The sequence below is a fragment of the Flavobacterium aestuarii genome, assembly GCF_040049115.1.
GTDB lineage: Bacteria > Bacteroidota > Bacteroidia > Flavobacteriales > Flavobacteriaceae > Flavobacterium > Flavobacterium aestuarii.
Window position 1 is genome coordinate 253,011 of record NZ_JBDLZZ010000006.1, and the last position, 20,162, is coordinate 273,172.

21 protein-coding genes are annotated in these 20,162 nt (G+C 35.6%); 12 read left to right on the forward strand and 9 right to left on the reverse strand.

Annotated features, from left to right (window positions below; all coding sequences use genetic code 11):
- Positions 1-70: 70 nt before the first annotated feature.
- The 3 genes from modA to ABEG11_RS08855 all read right to left on the reverse strand — a co-directional run bounded on the left by modA (position 71) and on the right by ABEG11_RS08855 (position 2,777).
- Positions 71-838, reverse strand: coding sequence for a molybdate ABC transporter substrate-binding protein (gene modA / locus ABEG11_RS08845; protein ID WP_348823805.1), 768 nt, complete (start codon positions 836-838; stop codon positions 71-73).
- Positions 839-979: 141 nt separating this feature from the next.
- Complete coding sequence (locus ABEG11_RS08850; protein WP_348823806.1) at positions 980-2,368, reverse strand: alginate export family protein; 1,389 nt, start codon at positions 2,366-2,368, stop codon at positions 980-982.
- A gap of 61 nt (positions 2,369-2,429) precedes the next feature.
- Positions 2,430-2,777, reverse strand: coding sequence for a winged helix-turn-helix domain-containing protein (locus tag ABEG11_RS08855; protein WP_348823807.1), 348 nt, complete (start codon positions 2,775-2,777; stop codon positions 2,430-2,432).
- A 479-nt stretch (positions 2,778-3,256) separates the two neighbouring features.
- Between ABEG11_RS08855 and ABEG11_RS08860 the strand changes: the two genes are divergently transcribed.
- From ABEG11_RS08860 to ABEG11_RS08885, 6 genes are all read left to right on the forward strand, one after another.
- Positions 3,257-6,331 carry a leucine--tRNA ligase gene (locus tag ABEG11_RS08860; protein ID WP_348823808.1) on the forward strand — a complete coding sequence of 1,025 codons (3,075 nt, stop codon included), beginning with the start codon at positions 3,257-3,259 and terminating at the stop codon, positions 6,329-6,331.
- A 238-nt stretch (positions 6,332-6,569) separates the two neighbouring features.
- Positions 6,570-7,418 (forward strand): alpha/beta fold hydrolase, encoded by an 849-nt coding sequence (locus ABEG11_RS08865; RefSeq protein WP_348823809.1) that lies wholly within the window; start codon positions 6,570-6,572, stop codon positions 7,416-7,418.
- A gap of 2 nt (positions 7,419-7,420) precedes the next feature.
- Positions 7,421-7,891, forward strand: a complete 471-nt coding sequence (locus tag ABEG11_RS08870; protein WP_348823810.1) for an RNA polymerase sigma factor — start codon at positions 7,421-7,423, stop codon at positions 7,889-7,891.
- Entirely contained in the window at positions 7,881-8,477 is a 597-nt protein-coding gene (locus tag ABEG11_RS08875) for a hypothetical protein (protein ID WP_348823811.1), read from the forward strand. The genes ABEG11_RS08870 and ABEG11_RS08875 overlap by 11 nt, the downstream gene beginning before the upstream one ends.
- Before the next feature lie 150 nt (positions 8,478-8,627).
- On the forward strand, positions 8,628-8,813 hold the full coding sequence (locus ABEG11_RS08880; protein ID WP_348823812.1) for a hypothetical protein: 186 nt from the start codon (positions 8,628-8,630) through the stop codon (positions 8,811-8,813).
- Positions 8,814-8,908: 95 nt separating this feature from the next.
- Complete coding sequence (locus ABEG11_RS08885; RefSeq protein WP_281636484.1) at positions 8,909-9,589, forward strand: zinc metallopeptidase; 681 nt, start codon at positions 8,909-8,911, stop codon at positions 9,587-9,589.
- A 200-nt stretch (positions 9,590-9,789) separates the two neighbouring features.
- Here ABEG11_RS08885 and ABEG11_RS08890 read toward each other — a convergent pair whose 3' ends face one another.
- Both ABEG11_RS08890 and ABEG11_RS08895 read right to left on the reverse strand, forming a co-directional pair.
- On the reverse strand, positions 9,790-10,539 hold the full coding sequence (locus tag ABEG11_RS08890; RefSeq protein WP_348823813.1) for a uroporphyrinogen-III synthase: 750 nt from the start codon (positions 10,537-10,539) through the stop codon (positions 9,790-9,792).
- Between the two features lie 13 nt (positions 10,540-10,552).
- Positions 10,553-11,224, reverse strand: coding sequence for a DUF4271 domain-containing protein (locus tag ABEG11_RS08895; RefSeq protein WP_348823814.1), 672 nt, complete (start codon positions 11,222-11,224; stop codon positions 10,553-10,555).
- A gap of 101 nt (positions 11,225-11,325) precedes the next feature.
- Between ABEG11_RS08895 and ABEG11_RS08900 the strand changes: the two genes are divergently transcribed.
- The 3 genes from ABEG11_RS08900 to ABEG11_RS08910 are packed head-to-tail and all read left to right on the forward strand — an operon-like array spanning position 11,326 to position 13,917.
- Positions 11,326-12,051 (forward strand): polyprenol monophosphomannose synthase, encoded by a 726-nt coding sequence (locus ABEG11_RS08900; RefSeq protein WP_348823815.1) that lies wholly within the window; start codon positions 11,326-11,328, stop codon positions 12,049-12,051.
- Positions 12,052-12,063: 12 nt separating this feature from the next.
- On the forward strand, positions 12,064-13,404 hold the full coding sequence (locus ABEG11_RS08905; protein WP_348823816.1) for a dihydroorotase: 1,341 nt from the start codon (positions 12,064-12,066) through the stop codon (positions 13,402-13,404).
- Positions 13,405-13,416: 12 nt separating this feature from the next.
- On the forward strand, positions 13,417-13,917 hold the full coding sequence (locus ABEG11_RS08910; RefSeq protein ID WP_348823817.1) for a DUF4296 domain-containing protein: 501 nt from the start codon (positions 13,417-13,419) through the stop codon (positions 13,915-13,917).
- A gap of 6 nt (positions 13,918-13,923) precedes the next feature.
- On the opposite strand, the gene ABEG11_RS08915 is transcribed toward ABEG11_RS08910, so the two are convergent.
- Positions 13,924-14,913, reverse strand: a complete 990-nt coding sequence (locus tag ABEG11_RS08915; RefSeq protein WP_348823818.1) for an NAD-dependent epimerase/dehydratase family protein — start codon at positions 14,911-14,913, stop codon at positions 13,924-13,926.
- Between the two features lie 166 nt (positions 14,914-15,079).
- Here ABEG11_RS08915 and tyrS point away from each other — a divergent pair, with 166 nt between their 5' ends.
- The 3 genes from tyrS (at position 15,080) to ABEG11_RS08930 (ending at position 17,086) form a co-directional block, all read left to right on the forward strand.
- Positions 15,080-16,381, forward strand: a complete 1,302-nt coding sequence (gene tyrS, locus ABEG11_RS08920) for a tyrosine--tRNA ligase (protein WP_348823819.1) — start codon at positions 15,080-15,082, stop codon at positions 16,379-16,381.
- Positions 16,382-16,635: 254 nt separating this feature from the next.
- Complete coding sequence (locus ABEG11_RS08925) at positions 16,636-16,842, forward strand: RelB antitoxin-like protein (protein ID WP_348823820.1); 207 nt, start codon at positions 16,636-16,638, stop codon at positions 16,840-16,842.
- Positions 16,829-17,086 (forward strand): type II toxin-antitoxin system RelE family toxin, encoded by a 258-nt coding sequence (locus ABEG11_RS08930; protein WP_348823821.1) that lies wholly within the window; start codon positions 16,829-16,831, stop codon positions 17,084-17,086. Before ABEG11_RS08925 ends, ABEG11_RS08930 begins: the two co-directional genes overlap by 14 nt.
- Here ABEG11_RS08930 and ABEG11_RS08935 read toward each other — a convergent pair.
- From ABEG11_RS08935 to ABEG11_RS08945, 3 genes are all read right to left on the reverse strand, one after another.
- The gene (locus ABEG11_RS08935) at positions 17,083-18,084 is read right to left on the reverse strand and encodes a LuxE/PaaK family acyltransferase (RefSeq protein ID WP_348823850.1); all 1,002 of its coding nucleotides are present in this window, start codon (positions 18,082-18,084) and stop codon (positions 17,083-17,085) included. The genes ABEG11_RS08930 and ABEG11_RS08935 overlap by 4 nt on opposite strands.
- 83 nt (positions 18,085-18,167) lie before the next feature.
- Positions 18,168-18,503 carry a T9SS type A sorting domain-containing protein gene (locus ABEG11_RS08940; RefSeq protein ID WP_348823822.1) on the reverse strand — a complete coding sequence of 112 codons (336 nt, stop codon included), beginning with the start codon at positions 18,501-18,503 and terminating at the stop codon, positions 18,168-18,170.
- Positions 18,504-18,603: 100 nt separating this feature from the next.
- The gene (locus ABEG11_RS08945) at positions 18,604-20,016 is read right to left on the reverse strand and encodes a beta-helix domain-containing protein (RefSeq protein ID WP_348823823.1); all 1,413 of its coding nucleotides are present in this window, start codon (positions 20,014-20,016) and stop codon (positions 18,604-18,606) included.
- Positions 20,017-20,162 lie beyond the last annotated feature (146 nt).

Here is a 20,162-nt window from a genome sequence, read left to right on the forward strand (position 1 = left end):
TTTTAACCACAAATTAAACAAATTAGCGCAAATTAATTTGTGTGAATTTGCGTAATTTGTGGTTACATTTTTATTTTTTGTTTTGCGAATAACCGCAGTAAGTCAGAATCTGAATTGCTTTTTCTGATGAAATATAGTCATAAAATTGTTTAGCCGCTGTATTTCCTTTTCCGTGTTTCAAAATTACGCAGCCTTGCTCTAATAGCGAATGACTTTCCTGCGGAATCACATAGTATTTTCCGCGTTCTTTTTTCATTGCTGGCGACATTGCATCCGATAAAGCGATGATTCCAATATCGGCTGCACCAAAAGCGACAAACTGAGCGGCTTGGGCAATGTTTTCGCCAAACACCAGATTGGTTTTTACTTTATTGTACAGCTTGAAATATTTTAAACTTTCTATAGTTTTGGCACCATAAGGCGCAGTTTTTGGATTTCCGATGGAGATTTTTTTTACTTTGGGATGCAGCAGTGAATTCATTTTCTCTACGTTCGGATCCAATGTTTTACTCCAGACCGCCAGTCTTCCTATTGCATATAATTTTATCGGTGAAACGACAAAACCATTGTTTTTTAGCTGTTTTGGGTAATTCATATCGGCTGAAAAAAACAAGTCAAAAGGAGCACCATTCGAAATCTGTTCGTAAAATTTCCCTGAAGAACCATAAGTAATCTGAATCTCATTATTCGGATTTTTTAATTTATAGACTTTCAAAATAGAATCCATTGCTGTTTTCAGGTTTGCTGCTACAACGACAGTCGCTTTTTGTTGTGCAGAAATGGTACTTGTAATGAATAAAATGATAAATAAGGAAAATAGTTTTATTTTGGTTTTCATATTAATTTTGGGTTTAGATTCTTTTTTGCCACTGATTCCACTGATTTTCACAGATTAAAAAAAACATACAGTTTTGTCATTCCGTAGGAATCTCCTTTGAGGTTATTTGTTTTTCTAATTAAAAATTTTAACTATTTACAGTTATTTTTTAGAACTAAATAATTCGGGTTTAAAGGTAATCATAACATAACTCCAAACTGGTGTTGCATTGCTATTTCCTCCTTTTAAGACTTCCATGCTTTTATCTGCTGATAAATATGAAAAGCCAAGATCAATGCTGGTAAAAGAATTGTATTTGTACCTCAGAATCAAATCGTTTTCAAAACCCAAATACGGATCGACAACATTTTTTTGAGAATCCAAGATTTTATTTTCCAAGTAAAACAAATGAAAATCAGCACGCAGGGAAAGATTTTTATTCCAGTCATAATAGAAAAATAAATAGGGATTTATCAATCCGCCGTTTTGAACATCCTTAGGGAAAGTGGTAAAATAATCCATATTTCCCATGAACTTCCAAGCCACTCCATACAGAGGAACAAAAGATTTGGAAATTTCAGACGGTTTTGTAGCATCGTCACCGCTGATAATTTCTGCACCCAAACGGGTTGTCCATTTTTTTAGCCTGTATTGTATTTCGGGCTGAAAATAATATGCCGAGATAACTGCTCCCGACTGCAATTGTCCGTATTGGTAATAGCCACTGAAAGTGAAATAGAGATTGTCTTTTTCGAATTCCAAACGCCCTCCCGAAGTGGCTCTGGTGTATAATGTCTGCGGATTGGTTTTGCTTTCGAAACTATCGGCGGCATTTATCGTTGTTAGAGTAAAATTTTGATTCAGCTTTGCTCTCAAATAATGCAAGTTCAATAATTTGTAATTATTAAAAGTCGTTGGAGAATAGTTTGTTTCAAAAATCCGTTCCGAACTTTGATTAAAAGCTGTGAGTAACTCCGTCTCGATTCTGTCATTTTTGTAGATAAGGTCAATTCCGTCATGTGCTCGTCCTGCCTGACTCCAGTTGGCCGCCGAGAATAAACGGCCGTTGTCCAGTTCTACTTTTTGACGCCCTAATCGGGCTGAGAAATTCTCTACGATTTCTACTTCTGCGAAAGCTTCATACACATTTAAAGACCCAGTTGTCGATGTTTGTCCGTATTGTCCCCAAACGCGGATGTCTTGAATTGAAGTCAGGAATTTAAACTTCGGCTGTTCGTAACTGATGTTTAAACGGCTTCTTTGTGAGGCAAAAAAAGCAGCTTTGGTCGTGTCATTGGGCAGCTGTCTGTAGCCATTTCGATATTCGCTCCTTGGCCTGAATTCCAGACCGACAGTAAAAATTTTATTTTCTGAATTTACTTTTTTATTAAAACTTTCGATGACCAACAGCGAATCGGCTTCGCGCTGTGTGATGATGTTTTTCTGGACTAATAAATTGGTGATATTGCTGTCGATTTGTGCCGATAGGTTTTCGCAAAAGAGAAAAGTTAGGAATGCAATACTTAGATATAATAAATAGTTTTGTTTCATTTGGTTATCTTGGCTTGTTTTTTCAGTGTGTTTAAAAAGGAATAGTGATTGATAAAAAATTTTAGAACTTCAGATTCTCGGTTTCTTTTTGGGCGAAATCCTTGATTCGTTTTTCGATTTCATAAAATTTCTGAATGGCTTTTTCACCGGCTTCGGTTAGTTTGGTTCCGCCACCACCTTTGCCTCCCAAGACTTTTTCGACTAAAGGGCTTTCGGCACGCTGGTTCATTTCTGTTACCAATTGCCAAGCTTGTCGGTATGCCATTTTCATTTCTTTGGCAGCATTGGTTATAGAGCCAGTTTTTTGAATGTTTTCCAAGAGCCAGATTTTTCCTATGCCTAAAAATGGACCTTCGGTTTCTTCAATCCAAAGGCGAACTTCGATATTGTATTTTTTAGCCGTGGTCATCTGGGTTTTATTTAACAACATATTGCAAACATACGTATTTTTACTTATAAAAAGTAGTGTGTTTGTTTTTTATTACAAAAGAATGCTATTTTTATTTGTGATAGGCGAGCTCAATGTTATTCCCGCAGAGGCGCGAAGTCGCAAAGTTTAAGAGGATTTCTTTGCGCCTTTGCGTCTCTGCGAGAATCCTTTTTTGGATAATTTCAAAAATGCAGAAATGCTGATTTTTAGCCCCGATTGAAACGAAAATCCTTATAAGCCGGGGTTCGGCTTATAAGATTGAAGTGAAAAGCGGGAGTGAACTTGTGAAATATATAAAATGTTCTGCTCCAAAAAACAATTAAGCAAGCTTTGGTAACCAGCGACAATAAATGTAAATTTGCCGTTCATTTTTAGTTTGTTGTTTATAGTTTTTAGTTTGTTGTTATAACCTAAAAACCAAAACAATAAACAGCAAACGGTAAACCATAAACAGAATAATGAAATACAATCCGAACGAAATAGAAGCCAAATGGCAAAAATACTGGGCTGATAACAAAACTTTTGCGGCCAAAAATGATTCAGACAAACCAAAGCATTATGTTTTGGACATGTTTCCTTATCCTTCGGGAGCGGGACTGCACGTTGGGCATCCGCTGGGATACATCGCTTCGGATGTGTATTCGAGATACAAAAGACACCAAGGTTTTAACGTGCTGCACCCAATGGGGTATGACAGTTTTGGATTGCCTGCAGAGCAATATGCAATTCAGACCGGACAGCGTCCAGAGGACACAACCCGCGTAAACATTGACGGTGGAGTAGACAAGGAAGGAAAAGTGATTGCGGGTTACAGAAAACAGCTGGATAATATAGGATTTTCATTTGATTGGGACAGAGAAGTGCGTACTTCGAATCCTGATTATTACAAGCATACTCAATGGATTTTTATCCAATTGTTCAATTCGTGGTACAATAAAGATGCCGACAAAGCCGAAGATATTTCGACTTTGACTGCTGTTTTTGAAAAAGAAGGAAATGCAAACGTAAATGCGGTTTGTGATGATAATATCGAAGTATTTACAGCAAATGAATGGAACGCTTTCGCAAAAGAGAAGCAGGAGCGTATTTTGCTGCAGTATAGATTGACTTATTTGGCAGAAACTGAAGTGAACTGGTGCCCGGGATTGGGGACGGTTTTGGCAAATGACGAAATTGTAAACGGTGTTTCGGAGCGTGGAGGTTTTCCTGTTGTTCGTAAAAAAATGACACAATGGAGCATGCGAATTTCGGCTTATGCGGAACGTTTGCTTCAAGGATTGAACGATATTGACTGGAGCGAAAGTATTAAAGAAAGCCAAAGAAACTGGATTGGGAAATCGGTTGGAGCGATGGTAGATTTCAGACTGCAGAATTCAGATAACAGTATTTCAGTATTTACTACAAGACCTGATACGATTTTTGGGGTTACGTTTATGACGTTGGCACCTGAGCATGAATTGGTTGCCCAAATCACAACTCCTGAGCAAAAAGCGGAAGTTGAAGCTTATATTGAAAAAACGGCAAAGCGTTCTGAAAGAGAGCGTATGGCTGATGTAAAAACCATTTCGGGTGTGTTCACGGGAGCTTTTGCTGAGCATCCGTTTACGAAAGAGCCGATTCCGATCTGGATTGGAGATTATGTTTTGGCAGGTTACGGGACAGGTGCTGTAATGGCGGTTCCTTGCGGTGATGAAAGAGATTATGCTTTTGCAAATTTCTTCAAAGGGCAAAATGGAATGCCTGAAATCAGAAACATTTTTGCGAATGTTGATATTTCGGAAGCAGCGTATGGTTCGAAAGACAATGTGGAAATTGCCAATTCGGATTTTCTGAACGGCTTGAATTATAAAGAAGCGACCAAAAAAGTTATTGAAGAGCTAGAAAAATTAGGTCAGGGAAAAGGGAAAACCAATTACCGTTTGCGTGATGCGGTTTTTTCCCGCCAAAGATATTGGGGAGAGCCGTTTCCTGTGTATTACGTGAATGGTCTGCCTCAAATGATTGATGCACAGCATTTGCCAATCATCTTGCCTGAAGTGGAGAAATATTTGCCAACAGAAGACGGATTGCCACCATTAGGAAATGCTTCTGTTTGGGCTTGGGATAGTGAAAAGTTGTCGGTTGTTGGTTGTGAGTTGATCGATAATGTGACGATTTTTCCATTAGAATTAAACACAATGCCAGGCTGGGCGGGAAGTTCGTGGTATTGGATGCGTTATATGGATGCACACAATGACACTGAATTTGCTTCGGCGGAAGCTTTGAAATATTGGGAAAGCGTAGATTTATACATTGGCGGAAGCGAACATGCAACAGGGCACCTATTGTATTCCCGTTTTTGGAACAAATTCCTAAAAGACAAAGGTTTTGCACCAACCGAAGAACCATTCAAAAAACTGATTAATCAGGGAATGATTTTGGGAACTAGTGCTTTTGTTCAGGGTGTTTGGGTTGAGATAAGTTATCGTTCTGCAAAAAGAGATTTTGCTGAAGAGGATGAAGATTATATTTCAGTTGATTGTCCTCGTCCTTTTTTTATTGGGATTTCAAAGAATGTTTTCGGTTCAAAGGAGTTTCAAATGGATGAATATGGAATTGTATATAACGATGTTTTAAATAAATTAATCAGCGAAAAGTTCCCGAAATTAAAATTTATAAAGGAAGAAGAAAATTTATTAGATGAATGTTATGATTATAGATGTTCAGAAACAAAACTTCATACTGATGTTAATTTTGTGAATTCTTCTGATGAATTGAATGTTAATGCTTTTAAAAGTTGGAGAGAAGAATATCATACAGCAGAATTCATTTATGAGGAAGATGGTAGGTTCATTGTAACTCGTGAAGTCGAAAAAATGTCAAAATCCAAATACAATGTAGTAACTCCGGATGATATTTGTAATGAATATGGTGCCGATACCTTGCGTTTGTATGAAATGTTTTTAGGACCATTGGAACAGGCAAAACCTTGGAATACAGCAGGTATTTCAGGAGTTTTTGGTTTCTTGAAAAAATCATGGAGATTGTATTTTGACGAAAATGGTTTGATTGTAAACAACGACGAACCAACCAAAGACAATCTAAAATCGTTGCACAAAACCATCAAGAAAGTAGCTGACGATATTGAGAATTTCTCTTTCAATACTTCGGTTTCGCAGTTTATGATTTGTGTAAATGAATTGTCGTCTCAAAATTGTCATTCCCGTGCTATTTTAGAGCCGTTGGCAATTGTGATTTCGCCTTATGCGCCTCATATTGCCGAAGAATTATGGTCATTATTAGGGAATACTGAATCGATTGCAACGATTCCATTCCCTGTTTTTGAAGAAAAACATTTAGTGGAATCGGAAAAAGAATATCCGGTTTCCTTCAACGGAAAAATGCGTTTTACCATCAAATTGCCTTTGGATTTAACCAAAGAGCAAATTGAAGAAATCGTTATGAAAGACGAAAGAACCCAAAAACAATTGGACGGAAAAACACCAAACAAGGTGATTATCGTTCCTGGTAAAATTATCAACTTGGTGGGGTAATAAAGGTTCAATATCAATATCAAATTTCAATGGCAATGTCAATGAAAAAATGAATTGATAAGTAAATATAAATTCCAAATTCTATTGACAATGTTCAATTAGAGTTTGGAATTTTTTATTGCCATTGAAATTTGATATTGCAATTGCTATTGAATTTTTTTAATTTTTTTGTAACATTTTAATAGTTCCCGTATCCAAAGGCAGGATCCGATTAATTAACAATTTAAAACTATTAAAAATGAAAAAATATATCTTCTTAGTTATCGCTTTATTGTTTTCGGCATTATGTGTAAATGTGTTTGCACAAACAAAATCATACCCGTTTGAGGTTGTAAAATCAGGAAAGGGAAAACAGTCTATTGTATTTATTCCAGGATTTGCCAGTTCTGGAGACGTTTGGAATGAAACCAAAGCCAATTTTGAAAAAGATTTTACCTGTTATACTCTTACAATGGCTGGTTTTGCAGGGGTTAAACCACAGCCAAATCCTTCATTTAAAAATTGGGAAACCGAAATTGTAAACTATATTAGAGCCAATAAAATCGAAAAACCAATTATAGTAGGACACAGCATGGGCGGAGGACTTGCCTTGGCCATAGCTTCCGATTATCCGGATTTAATGAGTAAAATTGTAGTGGTTGATGCGCTTCCATGTTTGTCGGCTTTGAGAGATCCTTCTTTTAAATCGAAAGAAAATAACGACTGTTCATCAATAGTAAATCCAATAAACGCAATGTCTGAAGATGAATTTCTTCAGATGCAGAAAAGAAATATGGCTATGCTTTTGGCTGATGCTTCAAAGCAGGATGAAGCAATTAGCTGGAGCATGAAATCAGACAGAAAAACGTTTGGCGAAATGTACTGCGATTTTTCCAACACTGATTTGCGGGACAAAATTACATCAATAAAATGTCCTTCATTAATATTATTAGAATTTGGTTTTTCGAATTATAAAGAGCCTATCGAAGTGCAGTATAAAAACTTAAAAACCGCCAGTTTTCAGTATTCGACCAAAGGGCTGCATTTTATTATGTATGACGATAAAGAATGGTACTTGGCTCAGCTGAATAACTTTATAAAATCATAAGAATGGAATTCGAAAATATCTATAAAACCTATTGGGACAGAATATTCAGGCTTTGCATGGGGTTTGTTAATGATTATGATGTGGCTCAAGATTTGGCTCAGGAAACCTTTATAATTGTCTGGCAGAAATTAGACACTTTTAGAAACGAATCGGGCATTGGAACATGGATTTTCAGAATCGCTTCCAACAATTGTTTAAGGCAGATCGAGAAAGAGAAACGTTTCCCAAAATCGGAACTTCCCATTCATCTAAGTGAAGAAAAACAGCCATCATTGGAACCGCAGATTCAGTTTTTGTACAAATGCATAGCCGAATTGCCCGAAACAGAGCGTATCATCATTTCGCTGGAACTGGAAGATGTTAAACAGGCAGAAATAGCCAAAATTGTCGGCCTTTCTGAAGCCAATATCAGAGTGAAAATTCACAGAATAAAAGAAAAACTGACTCAAAAATTTAAAGAAAATGGAAAATAATATAGATTTCAAAAACTTATGGAAACAGCAGGCTGTAAGTCCGCCCGATATTCAGGATCTGTTTACTAAACTCAAACATTTCAAGAGAGTAAGCATGCGAAAATTAATTATAACAAATGTTCTTCTTATTGCAACAAGTGTATTTATTCTTTTCATCTGGTATCGATTTCAGCCTGAGTTTATTTCGACTAAAATCGGAATTGTTTTAGTCATTTTGGCGATGGTAATTTATTTATTTGTGTACAATAAACTTGCTGTCTTTTTTAAAACAATCGATGCTGCTCAGAGTAATAGTGAATACCTGAAGAAATTAATCTCAATCAAAGCAAAACAGCATTTTCTGCAGTCTACGATGCTGAGTCTTTATTTTATACTGCTTGGATTAGGACTGAGTTTATATATGTATGAATACGCATCGATGATGACAATCCTTTGGGCGATTGTTACTTATGCGGTAACGCTGGGCTGGATAGGTTTTACCTGGTTTTATTTGAGACCAAAGGAAATCAAAAAAGAGCAGACAAGAGTTAATAATCTGATTGCAAAATTTGAAGCTGTAAATGAACAGCTGAATGCCGATGAATAACGCTGTAGCTGTAGAGATGCACTGCAGTGCATCTCTACAGCGCGCATCTTGGCAAAAATTTAAATCTCAAACCCAATCGTCAAATTGGAATTTGGGATTTTTTTGTGTAACAATTTTTACGGTTTTGTAACCAATATTAAAAACACAAAAATGAAAAAACACGAAGTTCACATTCTGAAAAAAACGGCTGGATTTTCCAGTATGAAAGATGAATTAACAAAAGAAGTAGAGGTTTTCCTGAATGCTAAGTCGGCTGAAGGATATGAAGTTATAAACGTTTCTTTTACGTATTATGAGGCTTCAGAATTGATAGCATTTATTACAATCTGCAGATAATTCTGGAAATGCCAAAATGACACAATTGTATTTTGGTTCAGAATTTGATGTTTAATTCTAAGATTTTAAACATTAAATATAAAAAATAAAAAAATATGGGAATGAGTTATTTAATACTTGCGGGCGGTATTATGCTGGCAAGCTGGTTAGTGAGTTCTACACTTAAGAACAAGTTTGAGTTTTATTCAAAACTGCATTTACAAAACGGAATGTCGGGTGCCGAAATCGCCGAAAAAATGCTAGCAGATCACGGAATACGTGATGTTCGAGTAATTTCAACGCCAGGTCAATTGACAGACCATTACAATCCGGCGGATAAAACAGTCAATCTGAGTGAAGCAGTTTATAACCAAAGAAACGCGGCAGCTGCGGCAGTTGCTGCGCACGAATGTGGTCACGCAGTACAGCATGCCGTGGGGTATCAATGGTTAACGATGCGTTCGCAGTTGGTGCCAATTGTGAATGTTGCATCTTCTTTCATGCAGTGGATTCTGTTAGCGGGAATCTTGATGATCAGGACTTTTCCATCGCTTTTATTGATAGGAATCGTGATTTTTGCAGCAACTACCTTGTTCTCTATCGTGACCCTGCCGGTAGAATATGATGCGAGTAATCGTGCATTGGCTTGGCTGGAAAATAAACGGATGCTGACTCAGCAGGAGCATGCAGGAGCAAAGGATTCCTTGAAATGGGCAGCTAGAACTTATGTAGTTGCAGCATTGGGATCTATCGCTACTTTATTGTATTATGTTTCTATTTATATGAATAGGAGATAACTGCAAAGGTTTTGAAACATATAATAAAAACGGCTGTCTTAATAGGATAGCCGTTTTGTTTTAAGTTTGTTCAGGTTGTTAGTTGTCACTTTACTGAAATAGTAAAGCTGTTGCAGATTAAGAGTAGTTTAAATTAAAAAATCCAAATTCCAATTGGTGCTAATTGAAACTTGGATTTTAGAATTATAGTTTTTGAATATTTATTTTGCCTTATTGACCTCAACAATATATTTTTCTAAAGCCATTGTCATTGATGGAGTCCCTGGTGTTGGAGCCATAATGTCTACACGTAGTCCGTGGTCAAGGGCTTCTTTTTGAGTTGTACTGCCAAAAACAGCTATTCGAGTATTGTTTTGTTCAAAATCAGGGAAATTTTTATATAATGATTTAATTCCTGTTGGGCTGAAGAAAGCCAATACATCATAGTAAACATCGGCTAAATCAGATAAATCACTCATTACAGTTTTGTAAAAAGTTGCAGGAGTCCAATCTACTTTTAAAGCATTTAATGTAACTGGAATATCTGCGTTTAATTGATCTGAAGCAGGAAGCAGGAATTTTTCGTCTTTGTATTTTTTGATTAATGGGGATAAATCGGCAAAGTCTTTTGGGCCAACATAGATTTTGCGTTTTCTGTACACTACATATTTTTGCAGGTAAAATGCAATCGCTTCAGATTGACAAAAGTATTTTAGTCCTTCAGGAATCTTATAACGCATTTCTTCTGCCACTCTAAAAAAATGATCTACACCATTTTTACTTGTTAATATAATAGCAGTGTAGTTGTTTAAATCGATTTTTTGAAGTCTAATTTCTTTCGCGCTTACTCCTTCTACATGTATAAAAGGCCTGAAATCAATTTTTACTTTATGCTTTTGCTGTAGCTCAAAGTATGGAGAATTTTCCACTTTAGGTTCTGGCTGGGATACCAAAATTGTTTTCACTTTCATAATTTAATAATTTCTAAACGCTATCTTTTGTAAACCAATAATACATAAAATAATAGGGTGCTATTTCGAGAGTGCAAAGATATAAAATAAAATAAAACAACTTGTTGAAAATTTCTTTTCTGTAATTTTTTATCGAAAATACATACAGTAAAACGTTCAGGGCTAATATGCTGTATAAAACCAGCAGCGGAATATTTTTTAAAATAGAATCATAATAGTATAAAATTATGTCGATCGGCAATAATAATAAACCAACATATGTTCGGTAAGTGACTTTCTGAAGGTTAAATAACTCGACTAATTCTTCAATTTTGAATGTAGTTCCAACGATTTTTTCAATTAAGAATTTCGATAAAATGAAATATACAACAAATGTAAAAATCTGAATAAATAGAACCCAATCCGTTTTTGAGCCATAACCAAAAACACTCAGTAAAATTTGTATAAAGAAAGAAAATGAAATAATCTGGACAAAGAACAGAGAAATAGAAAACATTCCTGTCAAATGGCTGCTGTCTCTGTATATCCGGGTGTATTTGTCCGAGAACATTAATTTAGTGAAATCCTCAAAACGATTTTCATAAATGGATTTGGTTAAGGCAATAATGCCGAAAGCTATAATAAAGAGGGCCGTTACCCAATCACTGCTATCTGTTATCCGAGGATGAAGTATATGTTCAGTCATAATTGGAGCAAAATTAGTAATTTTTATAACATTATTTATTATAATTTTATTATAATCAAATGGCATAAAAAGGTTACTTTTGCAACGAAATTACGCGAAACATGAACAATTGCATTGTTATAATTCCTACCTATAACGAAATTGAAAACATCGAAAGCATTATCCGGGCAGTGCTCTCTCAACACAAACCTTTCCATGTCTTGGTTATTGATGATAACTCTCCCGATAATACTGCTGCCAAAGTGGTTATGCTTCAGGAGGAGTATAATGGCAGGCTGTTTTTAGAAAAAAGAACTCAAAAGTCTGGGTTAGGCACTGCGTATGTTCATGGGTTTAAATGGGCATTAAAAAACAATTATGATTTTGTTTTTGAAATGGACGCAGATTTCTCTCATAATCCTAATGATTTAGAAAAATTATACGATGCCTGTCATTTTGGCGATGCCGATCTGGCAATTGGTTCGCGGTATGTTACTGGAGTAAATGTGGTGAATTGGCCTTTGAGCCGTGTTTTGATGTCGTATTTTGCATCAGTTTATGTTAGAATGATTACAGGGATGAAAATTCATGATGCTACAGCTGGTTTCGTATGTTACAAAAGAATAGTGCTCGAATCCATTAATCTGGACAAGATCAGATTTGTTGGCTATGCTTTTCAGATTGAAATGAAATACCGTACTTATTGTAAAAAATTAACCATTGCCGAAGTGCCTATTATCTTTACCGATAGGACTAAGGGACAATCCAAGATGAGTAATTCGATAATAGTAGAAGCTGTGTTTGGTGTTATTTTATTGCGTTTAAAAAAAATATTTAACAGTTTGTAAAAGAGAAATGCTATGAATAGATATTTAATTAAGAATGCTAAAATAGTAAATGAAGGAGTTATTTTTGAAGGTGATGTTCTTGTAGAAAATGATCTGATTGCTGAGGTTTCAGATAATATCAGCCTGAAATCGTCTGATTGTATGATTATTGATGCCGAAGGGAATTATCTTATTCCTGGAGTTATTGATGATCAGGTACATTTTAGAGAACCGGGACTTACTCATAAAGGAGATATAGAATCCGAGTCCAGAGCAGCGGTTGCCGGCGGGATTACTTCGTACATTGAACAGCCCAATACGGTTCCCAATGCTGTTACCCAGGAAATTCTGGAAGAAAAATATAAAATAGCTTCCGAGAAGTCTTATGCCAATTATTCATTTATGATGGGGGCTACCAATGACAATCTGGAAGAAGTACTGAAAACGAATCCTAAAAATGTTGCCGGAATTAAAATATTCCTAGGTTCCTCTACAGGAAATATGCTGGTAGATAATGAAGCAGTCTTGGAGAAGATTTTTTCGTGTACTTCGATGCTGATTGCAGTTCATTGCGAAGATGAGCAGACTATCAAGAATAATTTAGAAAAATATAAAGAAGAATATGGCGAAGATGTTCCTGTAACGGCTCATCATCTTATCCGCAGTGAAGAGGCTTGTTATCTGTCTTCTTCAAAGGCTATTGCTCTGGCAAAAAAAACAGGAGCAAGACTGCATGTTTTTCATCTTTCGACTGCCAAAGAAATGGAGCTGTTTACCAATAAAATTCCATTGGAAGAAAAAAAGATTACTGCCGAAGTCTGCGTACATCATTTATGGTTTACCAATGAGGATTATGAGACAAAAGGCAATTTTATTAAATGGAATCCAGCCGTAAAAACTGCCAATGACCGCAAAGTATTATGGGAAGCCCTTAATGACGGCCGTATTGATGTAATTGCTACCGATCACGCTCCGCATACGCTGGAAGAAAAAAATCAAAAATATTTGCAAGCTCCATCCGGTGGCCCATTAGTACAGCATGCTCTTGTGGCAATGTTTGAAGCACATCATCAGGGAAAAATAAGTATTGAGAAAATTGTTGAGAAGATGTGTCACAATCCTGCGAAAATTTTCAAAATTGAAAAAAGAGGCTTTATCAAAGAAGGGTATTATGCTGATTTGGTCATTATTAATTCAGGATTGCCTTGGAGCGTAAAAAAGGAAAATATACTTTCTAAATGCGGATGGTCGCCTTTTGAAAAATATACTTTTAAATCTAGAATTACCCATACTTTTGTTAATGGCAAACTGGTTTATTCTGGTTTTAAAGTAAAAGACATTCGAGCAGGACAAAGAATGTTATTTGACAGATAATAAAAATAGAATATGAGAAAGACACTGTCTCTTTTTGTACTGGCTGTTTCATTTTTTAGCTGCAATAAGGATCTGGTTGAAAAGCCGGATAACCTTATTGAAAAAAAAGTAATGGAAAACATTTTTTATGACATGGCACTTTTGGATGTCATCAAGTATCAGTCATCCGACTCTTTATATAAAAACGGGATTAACCCAAAGACTTATATTTTTAAAAAATACAAAATCGACAGTACTCAGTTTGCACAAAGCAATGCCTATTATGCCGCTGATTATAGAGAGTATAAAAAAATGTATGATGCTTTAAATGATCGATTAAAAAAGGAAAAAGATGCTATTGACCTCATTAATAAAAAAGCTGAAAAAAAGGAAGCTGCGCTAAAAAAAGCAAAAGGTAAAAAAGTGGCAGATTCTATTAAAAAGATACAGAAAGAGAAAGAGCTAAAAATTAAAAAAGAGAAAGATTCGATAAGCAAGGCTAAAAATAAAAGCGGTTTAAAGTCCAAAAAATAGGCACTTTTATAAAACCGAAATTTCTTTTATATAATCAGAAACGTCTGTGAATGTTATGTTCAAGGCGTTTTTTATTTTTTCATTAGCATATAGATCAGTAGAGTAGGATGACTTGGCAGAAGATTTGCTCAGCTGTCTTTTTTGGCCAAAAAAAGCAGAAGCAATCCAGTCCAGTTTTGATAAAGTATTCATTATAAAAGGAGTGGCGTGATATTTTGGTCTTTTTACTTTCAAAGCATCGGCGATTGAAAACAAAAGATCTCTAAAAATGATATTCTGTCCAATGAGCGTATATCGTTCCCCGTGAATGGTACTCTCCATCAATTGATACAGTATTTTTACAACATCGGTAACAGCTGCAAAGCCAGTAGATCCTTTGGTGTAAAAAGGCAGTCCGTTTTTTACTTTTGAAAAAAGTTCACCGCTTCCCTGATTCCAGAATCCAGGGCCAATAATAACGCCTGGGTTTATAATTACAACACGCAAGCCTTCTTGCTGCCCTCGCCAGATTTCCATTTCGGCTCCATATTTGGAAATTGCATAATCACTATGCAGTTTTTCGGGATTCCATTCGGTTTCTTCAGTAATCACAGATTCGTGTTCGGGCAAGTCGCCCAGAGCCGCTATGGAGCTTACATGACAAAGTTTTTGGATGTTATAGGCTAAACAAAAATTTACAATGTTTGCCGTACCTTCAATATTTGTTTTTCGGACAAGATTTTCGTCTTTGGGATCAAATGAAATCATAGCGGCACAATGATATACTTTGTCAATTCCTTCAAAGGCATTTTCTAGCGATGGAATATCAAGAATATCAGCCTGAACCCATTGTATTGATTCAAAAAGATCATTCTTTTTGTATAATAAAAACAGCGATTTTGTTTTTTGGATGTTATCCAAATTTCTATAAATAGCACGAACTTGTTCACCTTTTTCTGTTAAGTGAATTAAGAGATGCGCGCCTACTAAACCAGTTCCTCCTGTTACTAATACCATATTGACAAATGTAATAAGTTTAAAGTTTCTAAGTTTCTAAGTTTCTAAGTTTTTTGTTGAAAGTTTTAGAGTTCTTAAAATTGAGGACTATGGTTTTGTTGACTCAATTCATAATTCATAATTTATAATTGAATCACTATCTTTGCTCAAAATTGATCAGTACATAATGAAAAATATTATTTCCGAATTACAATGGCGTGGATTGGTTCACGATATCATGCCTGGAACCGAAGAACAGCTTTTAAAAGAAATGACGGCTACCTACATTGGATTTGATCCTACATCAGATTCATTGCATATTGGCAGTCTGGTACCAATTATTTTGTTGGTTCACCTTAAGAATTTTGGACACAAACCTATCGCTTTGGTAGGTGGTGCCACTGGAATGATTGGAGATCCTTCTGGAAAATCGGATGAGAGAAATCTATTGGACGAAGCAACTTTAAATCATAATGTTGAAGGCATAAAAGCAGTTTTATCACGATTTTTAGACTTTAACGATACGACAGTAAATGCACCAGTTTTAGTTAATAATTACGATTGGATGAAAGGATTGTCATTCATCAATTTTGCGCGTGACGTGGGTAAAAGAATCACGGTAAATTATATGATGGCAAAGGATTCTGTGAAGAAAAGACTTTCCGGCGAAGGCGAGGGAATGTCGTTTACGGAGTTTACGTACCAATTGATACAGGGATACGATTTTTATCATCTGCATAAAGAATACAATTGCTTACTGCAGATGGGAGGTTCGGATCAATGGGGGAATATTACCACAGGAACTGAATTAGTGCGCCGTATGAATGTAGGTGAAGAAGCCAAAGCTTTTGCAATGACCTGCCCGCTGATTACCAAAGCCGATGGCTCTAAATTCGGTAAATCCGAAGGTGGAAATGTGTGGCTGACTGCTGATAAAACTTCGGTATTTAAATTTTACCAGTTTTGGCTTAACACGACTGATGTTGATGCCGAAAAGTATATCAAAATATTTACTTTTTTAGGAAAAGAAGAAATAGAAGCTTTAATCGAAGAACATAAAACAGCTCCGCATTTACGAGTTTTACAAAGAAAGTTAGCTGAAGAAATTACAGTTTTTGTTCATTCGCAAGAAGAATTGGACAAGGCGATCAAAGCTTCGAATATTCTTTTCGGAAATGCTTCCGCAGATGATTTGAAACAATTGGATGAAAAGACTTTTTTGGAAGTTTTTGACGGAGTTCCTCAAGCAGAAATTTCAAGAAATGAAATTGAAGCTGGAATTGAAATTATTCCAGTTTTGAACGAAAAAACAGGATTCTTTAAATCAAACGGTGAAGCAAGAAGAGCTTTAACGGCGAATTCCATTTCTGTTAATAAAGAAAAAGTAAACGAAACATTTGTGTTGTCTTCGAAAGATTTAATCAATAACCAGTTTGTATTGCTGCAAAGCGGTAAGAAGAATTATTTTGTGATCAGGATTGTTGTTTAAAATGTTTGTGGTTTGTTGTTTATAGTTTGTTCAGGTTTGATTTTGCGATTAAACAATAAACTCAAAACAAAAAACATTTATACTACCATCAAATTACAACCTCTGATGTCAGAATTATCAAAAACGTCCCAATACCTTTAAAGAGTGTTGGGATTTTTTGTTTAAAAGTTCTTTTTCTTTCATGTGGCAAGTAGAATTATTTTGTGATTTGAGTGAAATAATTGTCTAACTTTACTATTAAATATGCATACACTATGGGAACTCAATTTTTGACAGATGAAAAAGGAAATAAGACAGCAGTTTTACTGCCTATAAAAAAATACAATAAAATGATTGAGCAGTTGGAAGATTTGCACGATATAAAATTGTACGATGAAGCTAAAAGAGATGATGACGGTTCTAGAATATCATTAGAAGATTATATTGAATCTAGAAAGTCAAAAAAACATGGCAAAGTATAAGATTGAAATTAATAAAAAAGCTCGAAAAAGTTTAGACAGATTATCTGATTTTATCGTTGCGCCAATTTTAGGTGCGATTGGTGATTTAGCTCAAAATCCCAGACCACAAGGATACCGAAAGCTAAAAGGCAGGGAAGGGTATAGGATTAGAGTAGGCGATTATAGAGTGATTTATGAAATATTTGACAAAGTTCTTTTGATAGAAGTTGTTGATTTAGGACATCGGAAAGATATTTACGATTAAACCACCATCAGATTACATCCCCGAATATCAGAGTTATCAAAACGTCCCAATACCTCGAAAGAGTTGTTGGGATATTTTTTGCCTAAATCCTGCGTGGCAATAAAGGAACAGGAGTTGATGTTGGCAAGATCAATTACGTTTATTCCTCCTGTTTTACCGTCGTTTATATAGGTCAGGGCATCTTCGGTGTCGCGAATGTGTATCTGCATCCAGGAAGGGCATTCAAATACGCCATTTCCTAACGAATAAGCCTGGGACAGCAGTTCGGTCATTCCGTATTCAGAATGTATGGCAGAAACGCCAAATCCGCTGCAAAGCTGTTCATGTAATTCCTCTCTGATCATTTCCCTGCGTTTGCCTTTCATGCCGCCTGTTTCCATAATGATGGTGTTTTGTAATTGAAAGGTTTGTTTTTCGATTAAATCCAATAAAGCATAGGTAACTCCAATTAGAATAACATTCTGTCCCGCTTCGTCCAGTTCAATGAGTTTTTGGATTAGTTCGTCATGATTGTTAAGGTAAAAACCACTATCGCTGTTATTGGTAAGCTGTATTAAATCTTCGACCATGTGTATTAATGATGAACCTTCTCTTTCCAGATAGGAAGGGAGAAGCGCCAGAATAACATAATTTTCAATATTTCCGTAAAATTGAGAAAAACCTTTGCGATAGCTTTCTTCATAAATAGAAACATCGGTAACTAAATGCCTGCTGGTTATTGCTCCAGTAGTTCCGCTGCTGGTAAATGTGGTCTGAACTGGATTATTATTTGAAACTACTTCCCGGTTTTTGAAAAACTGTATGGGTAAAAACGGAATCTGATGCAGTGATTTTACTTTCTGCGGATTTGTTTTTAGCAGATCACAGAATTCTTTGTAAACCGAATTGTTTTCATATTGAAAGCGAAATATTTTTAAAGCTGTTTTTTCAAATTGCTTCTGGCTCGAAATGGTAAATATGTCGGTGGCTGTAATCAAGTTTTTTTGGCACAAAGATATTATATTTTGAGCCTTTTAGTTTTTGATGTTTAAGGTTTTCAAAAAAAGGCATAAAAAAAGTTCCAATTAAAAGGAACTTTGAATTACTGTACTATTAATTTTCTGCTGCTGGCAGCGCCTTCTTCGATTATCTTTATGATATAAACTCCAGGAGAAAGATTGGAGATATTAAGTTCTTTGGTGTTGATAATAGTCTGCAGTACTTTTTTCCCTAATACATCAAAAATGATTATTTCTTTTTCAGTTTCTTTTTTTGAAGTGATGAAAACTCTACCAGTAGACACAGGATTTGGATACAGATTTAACCCTTCAATTGAGGTGTCTTCTTGAGTTTTTGGCTGTTTGTTATCTTGTGCTAGTGAACTAGTTGTGAATAAGATAGCCGTTAAGAGAGTAATATAAAAGTAGTTTTTTGCCATTAGCAGTATTTTAGTTTTAGTAAAGATAGGAAAAACTTTAATACAAAAAAAGCATCCTAAATTTTTAGGATGCTTTTAGTATTTATTTAACTATAGAGTTTTATTTTAGTAAATTAACTCCGTCAACTGTACACCACGCACCTGCTGTTAGTGAAGCACCTGTAGCTGCAGCGCTTTGAGTGAAGTTTCCTTCTGGGAAAGCAACTACAATTAAATCAGTAGCTCCAATTGGCAAAACATTTGTAGTGTTAGTGATTTTTACATCTGTAAGTTTAATTTTTCCTGTTTTTACTTGGTGATCATTTGTAGCGCCATCAAGAATACTTACTGCACTTCCTTTAAAAGTTGTACCACCTAGATTTGTGAAGTTTCCGTATCCATCGATGATGATGTTACTGTATATTCCATTTCCTTCTTTTTTAAATTGGAAAGCATCTACTTGATTATCACCAGCTTCTGGTACATTTCCAGCTTCTCTTTTTAGAGTAATGTTTTTCACTGTTGGTCCATAAGCATTATCATTTGAAGAAGCTTCGATTTCCATACCGTAGTTACCTTTACCAGTTTGGTAAGCATACCAGTTTGTATTAGCAGCACCTTGCCATCCATCCTGCCAGTCAAAAGCATCATCATAGTTACCATAAGAAATTGCATTAGTCATACTTACAGTTCCTCCGAAGAATTCGTATCCGTCGTCAGCACCTTTATAAGATACCAAGTGGTCTAAAGTTGTTCCTGAACCTACAGAGTAGAAAGTAAAACCGTTGTTTTCTTTGTCTCCATCAGCTAATTTTGCACCAGCATATTCAACTCTTGTGTACACTAATGAACCACCGTTGTGAGCAGCATTTGTTCCGCCATAGTTAATTTTGTTTCCATCTTCTGAAGTAGAAGATGATTTTCCGCCCGCTACATTTACTGGAGCATCACCATACATAATGATTCCTCCCCAAGATCCTGGTACTTTTGATTTTTCAGTAAATACTACTGGTTTGTCAGCAGTTCCTTTTGTGATTAATTTTCCGCCAAGTAAAACAACTAATGCATTATCTCCATTTTCTTTGTTGCTTGTTATTGTAGATCCTGCTTCAAAAGTTACTGTAACACCAGCGTTGATTTTTACAATCCCGATTAAGTTATAGTTTCCATAAGGATAAGTTATACTTGCTGTAATTGGTCCTTTTATATCTCCTGTTGCTACAGGTATTGCAGTTACTGTTACAGTTCTTGTTACGACTTCAGATCCTGGTACATTATATGAGATAACAGATGATCCAACAGAAACTCCAGTTATTACACCAGATTTAGCATCAACAGTTGCTACTGCTGGAGTGGCACTTGAAAAAGTTCCGCCTGGAGTAGTACTTGAAAAAGTAGTTGTTCCGCCTATGATAATACTTTCGGTACCAGTTAATGGTGCAGTTTCTGGAACTGTTATGGTATCATCATCACTGCTGCATGATGCGATTAATAAGCCTAAAGACATTGCTAAAGCTAAAAATTTTGTTTTCATAGTTTGTTGTTATTTTGTTTTTTATTTGAAACAAATGTATTGGCAAAATTCTCTTAGGGAGTTATCAGAACATTACATTAAAGTTATTATAAGACGATGTTATTGTGAATAAAATGTTATGAACTTTATGCTTTTCTATTGGTTTT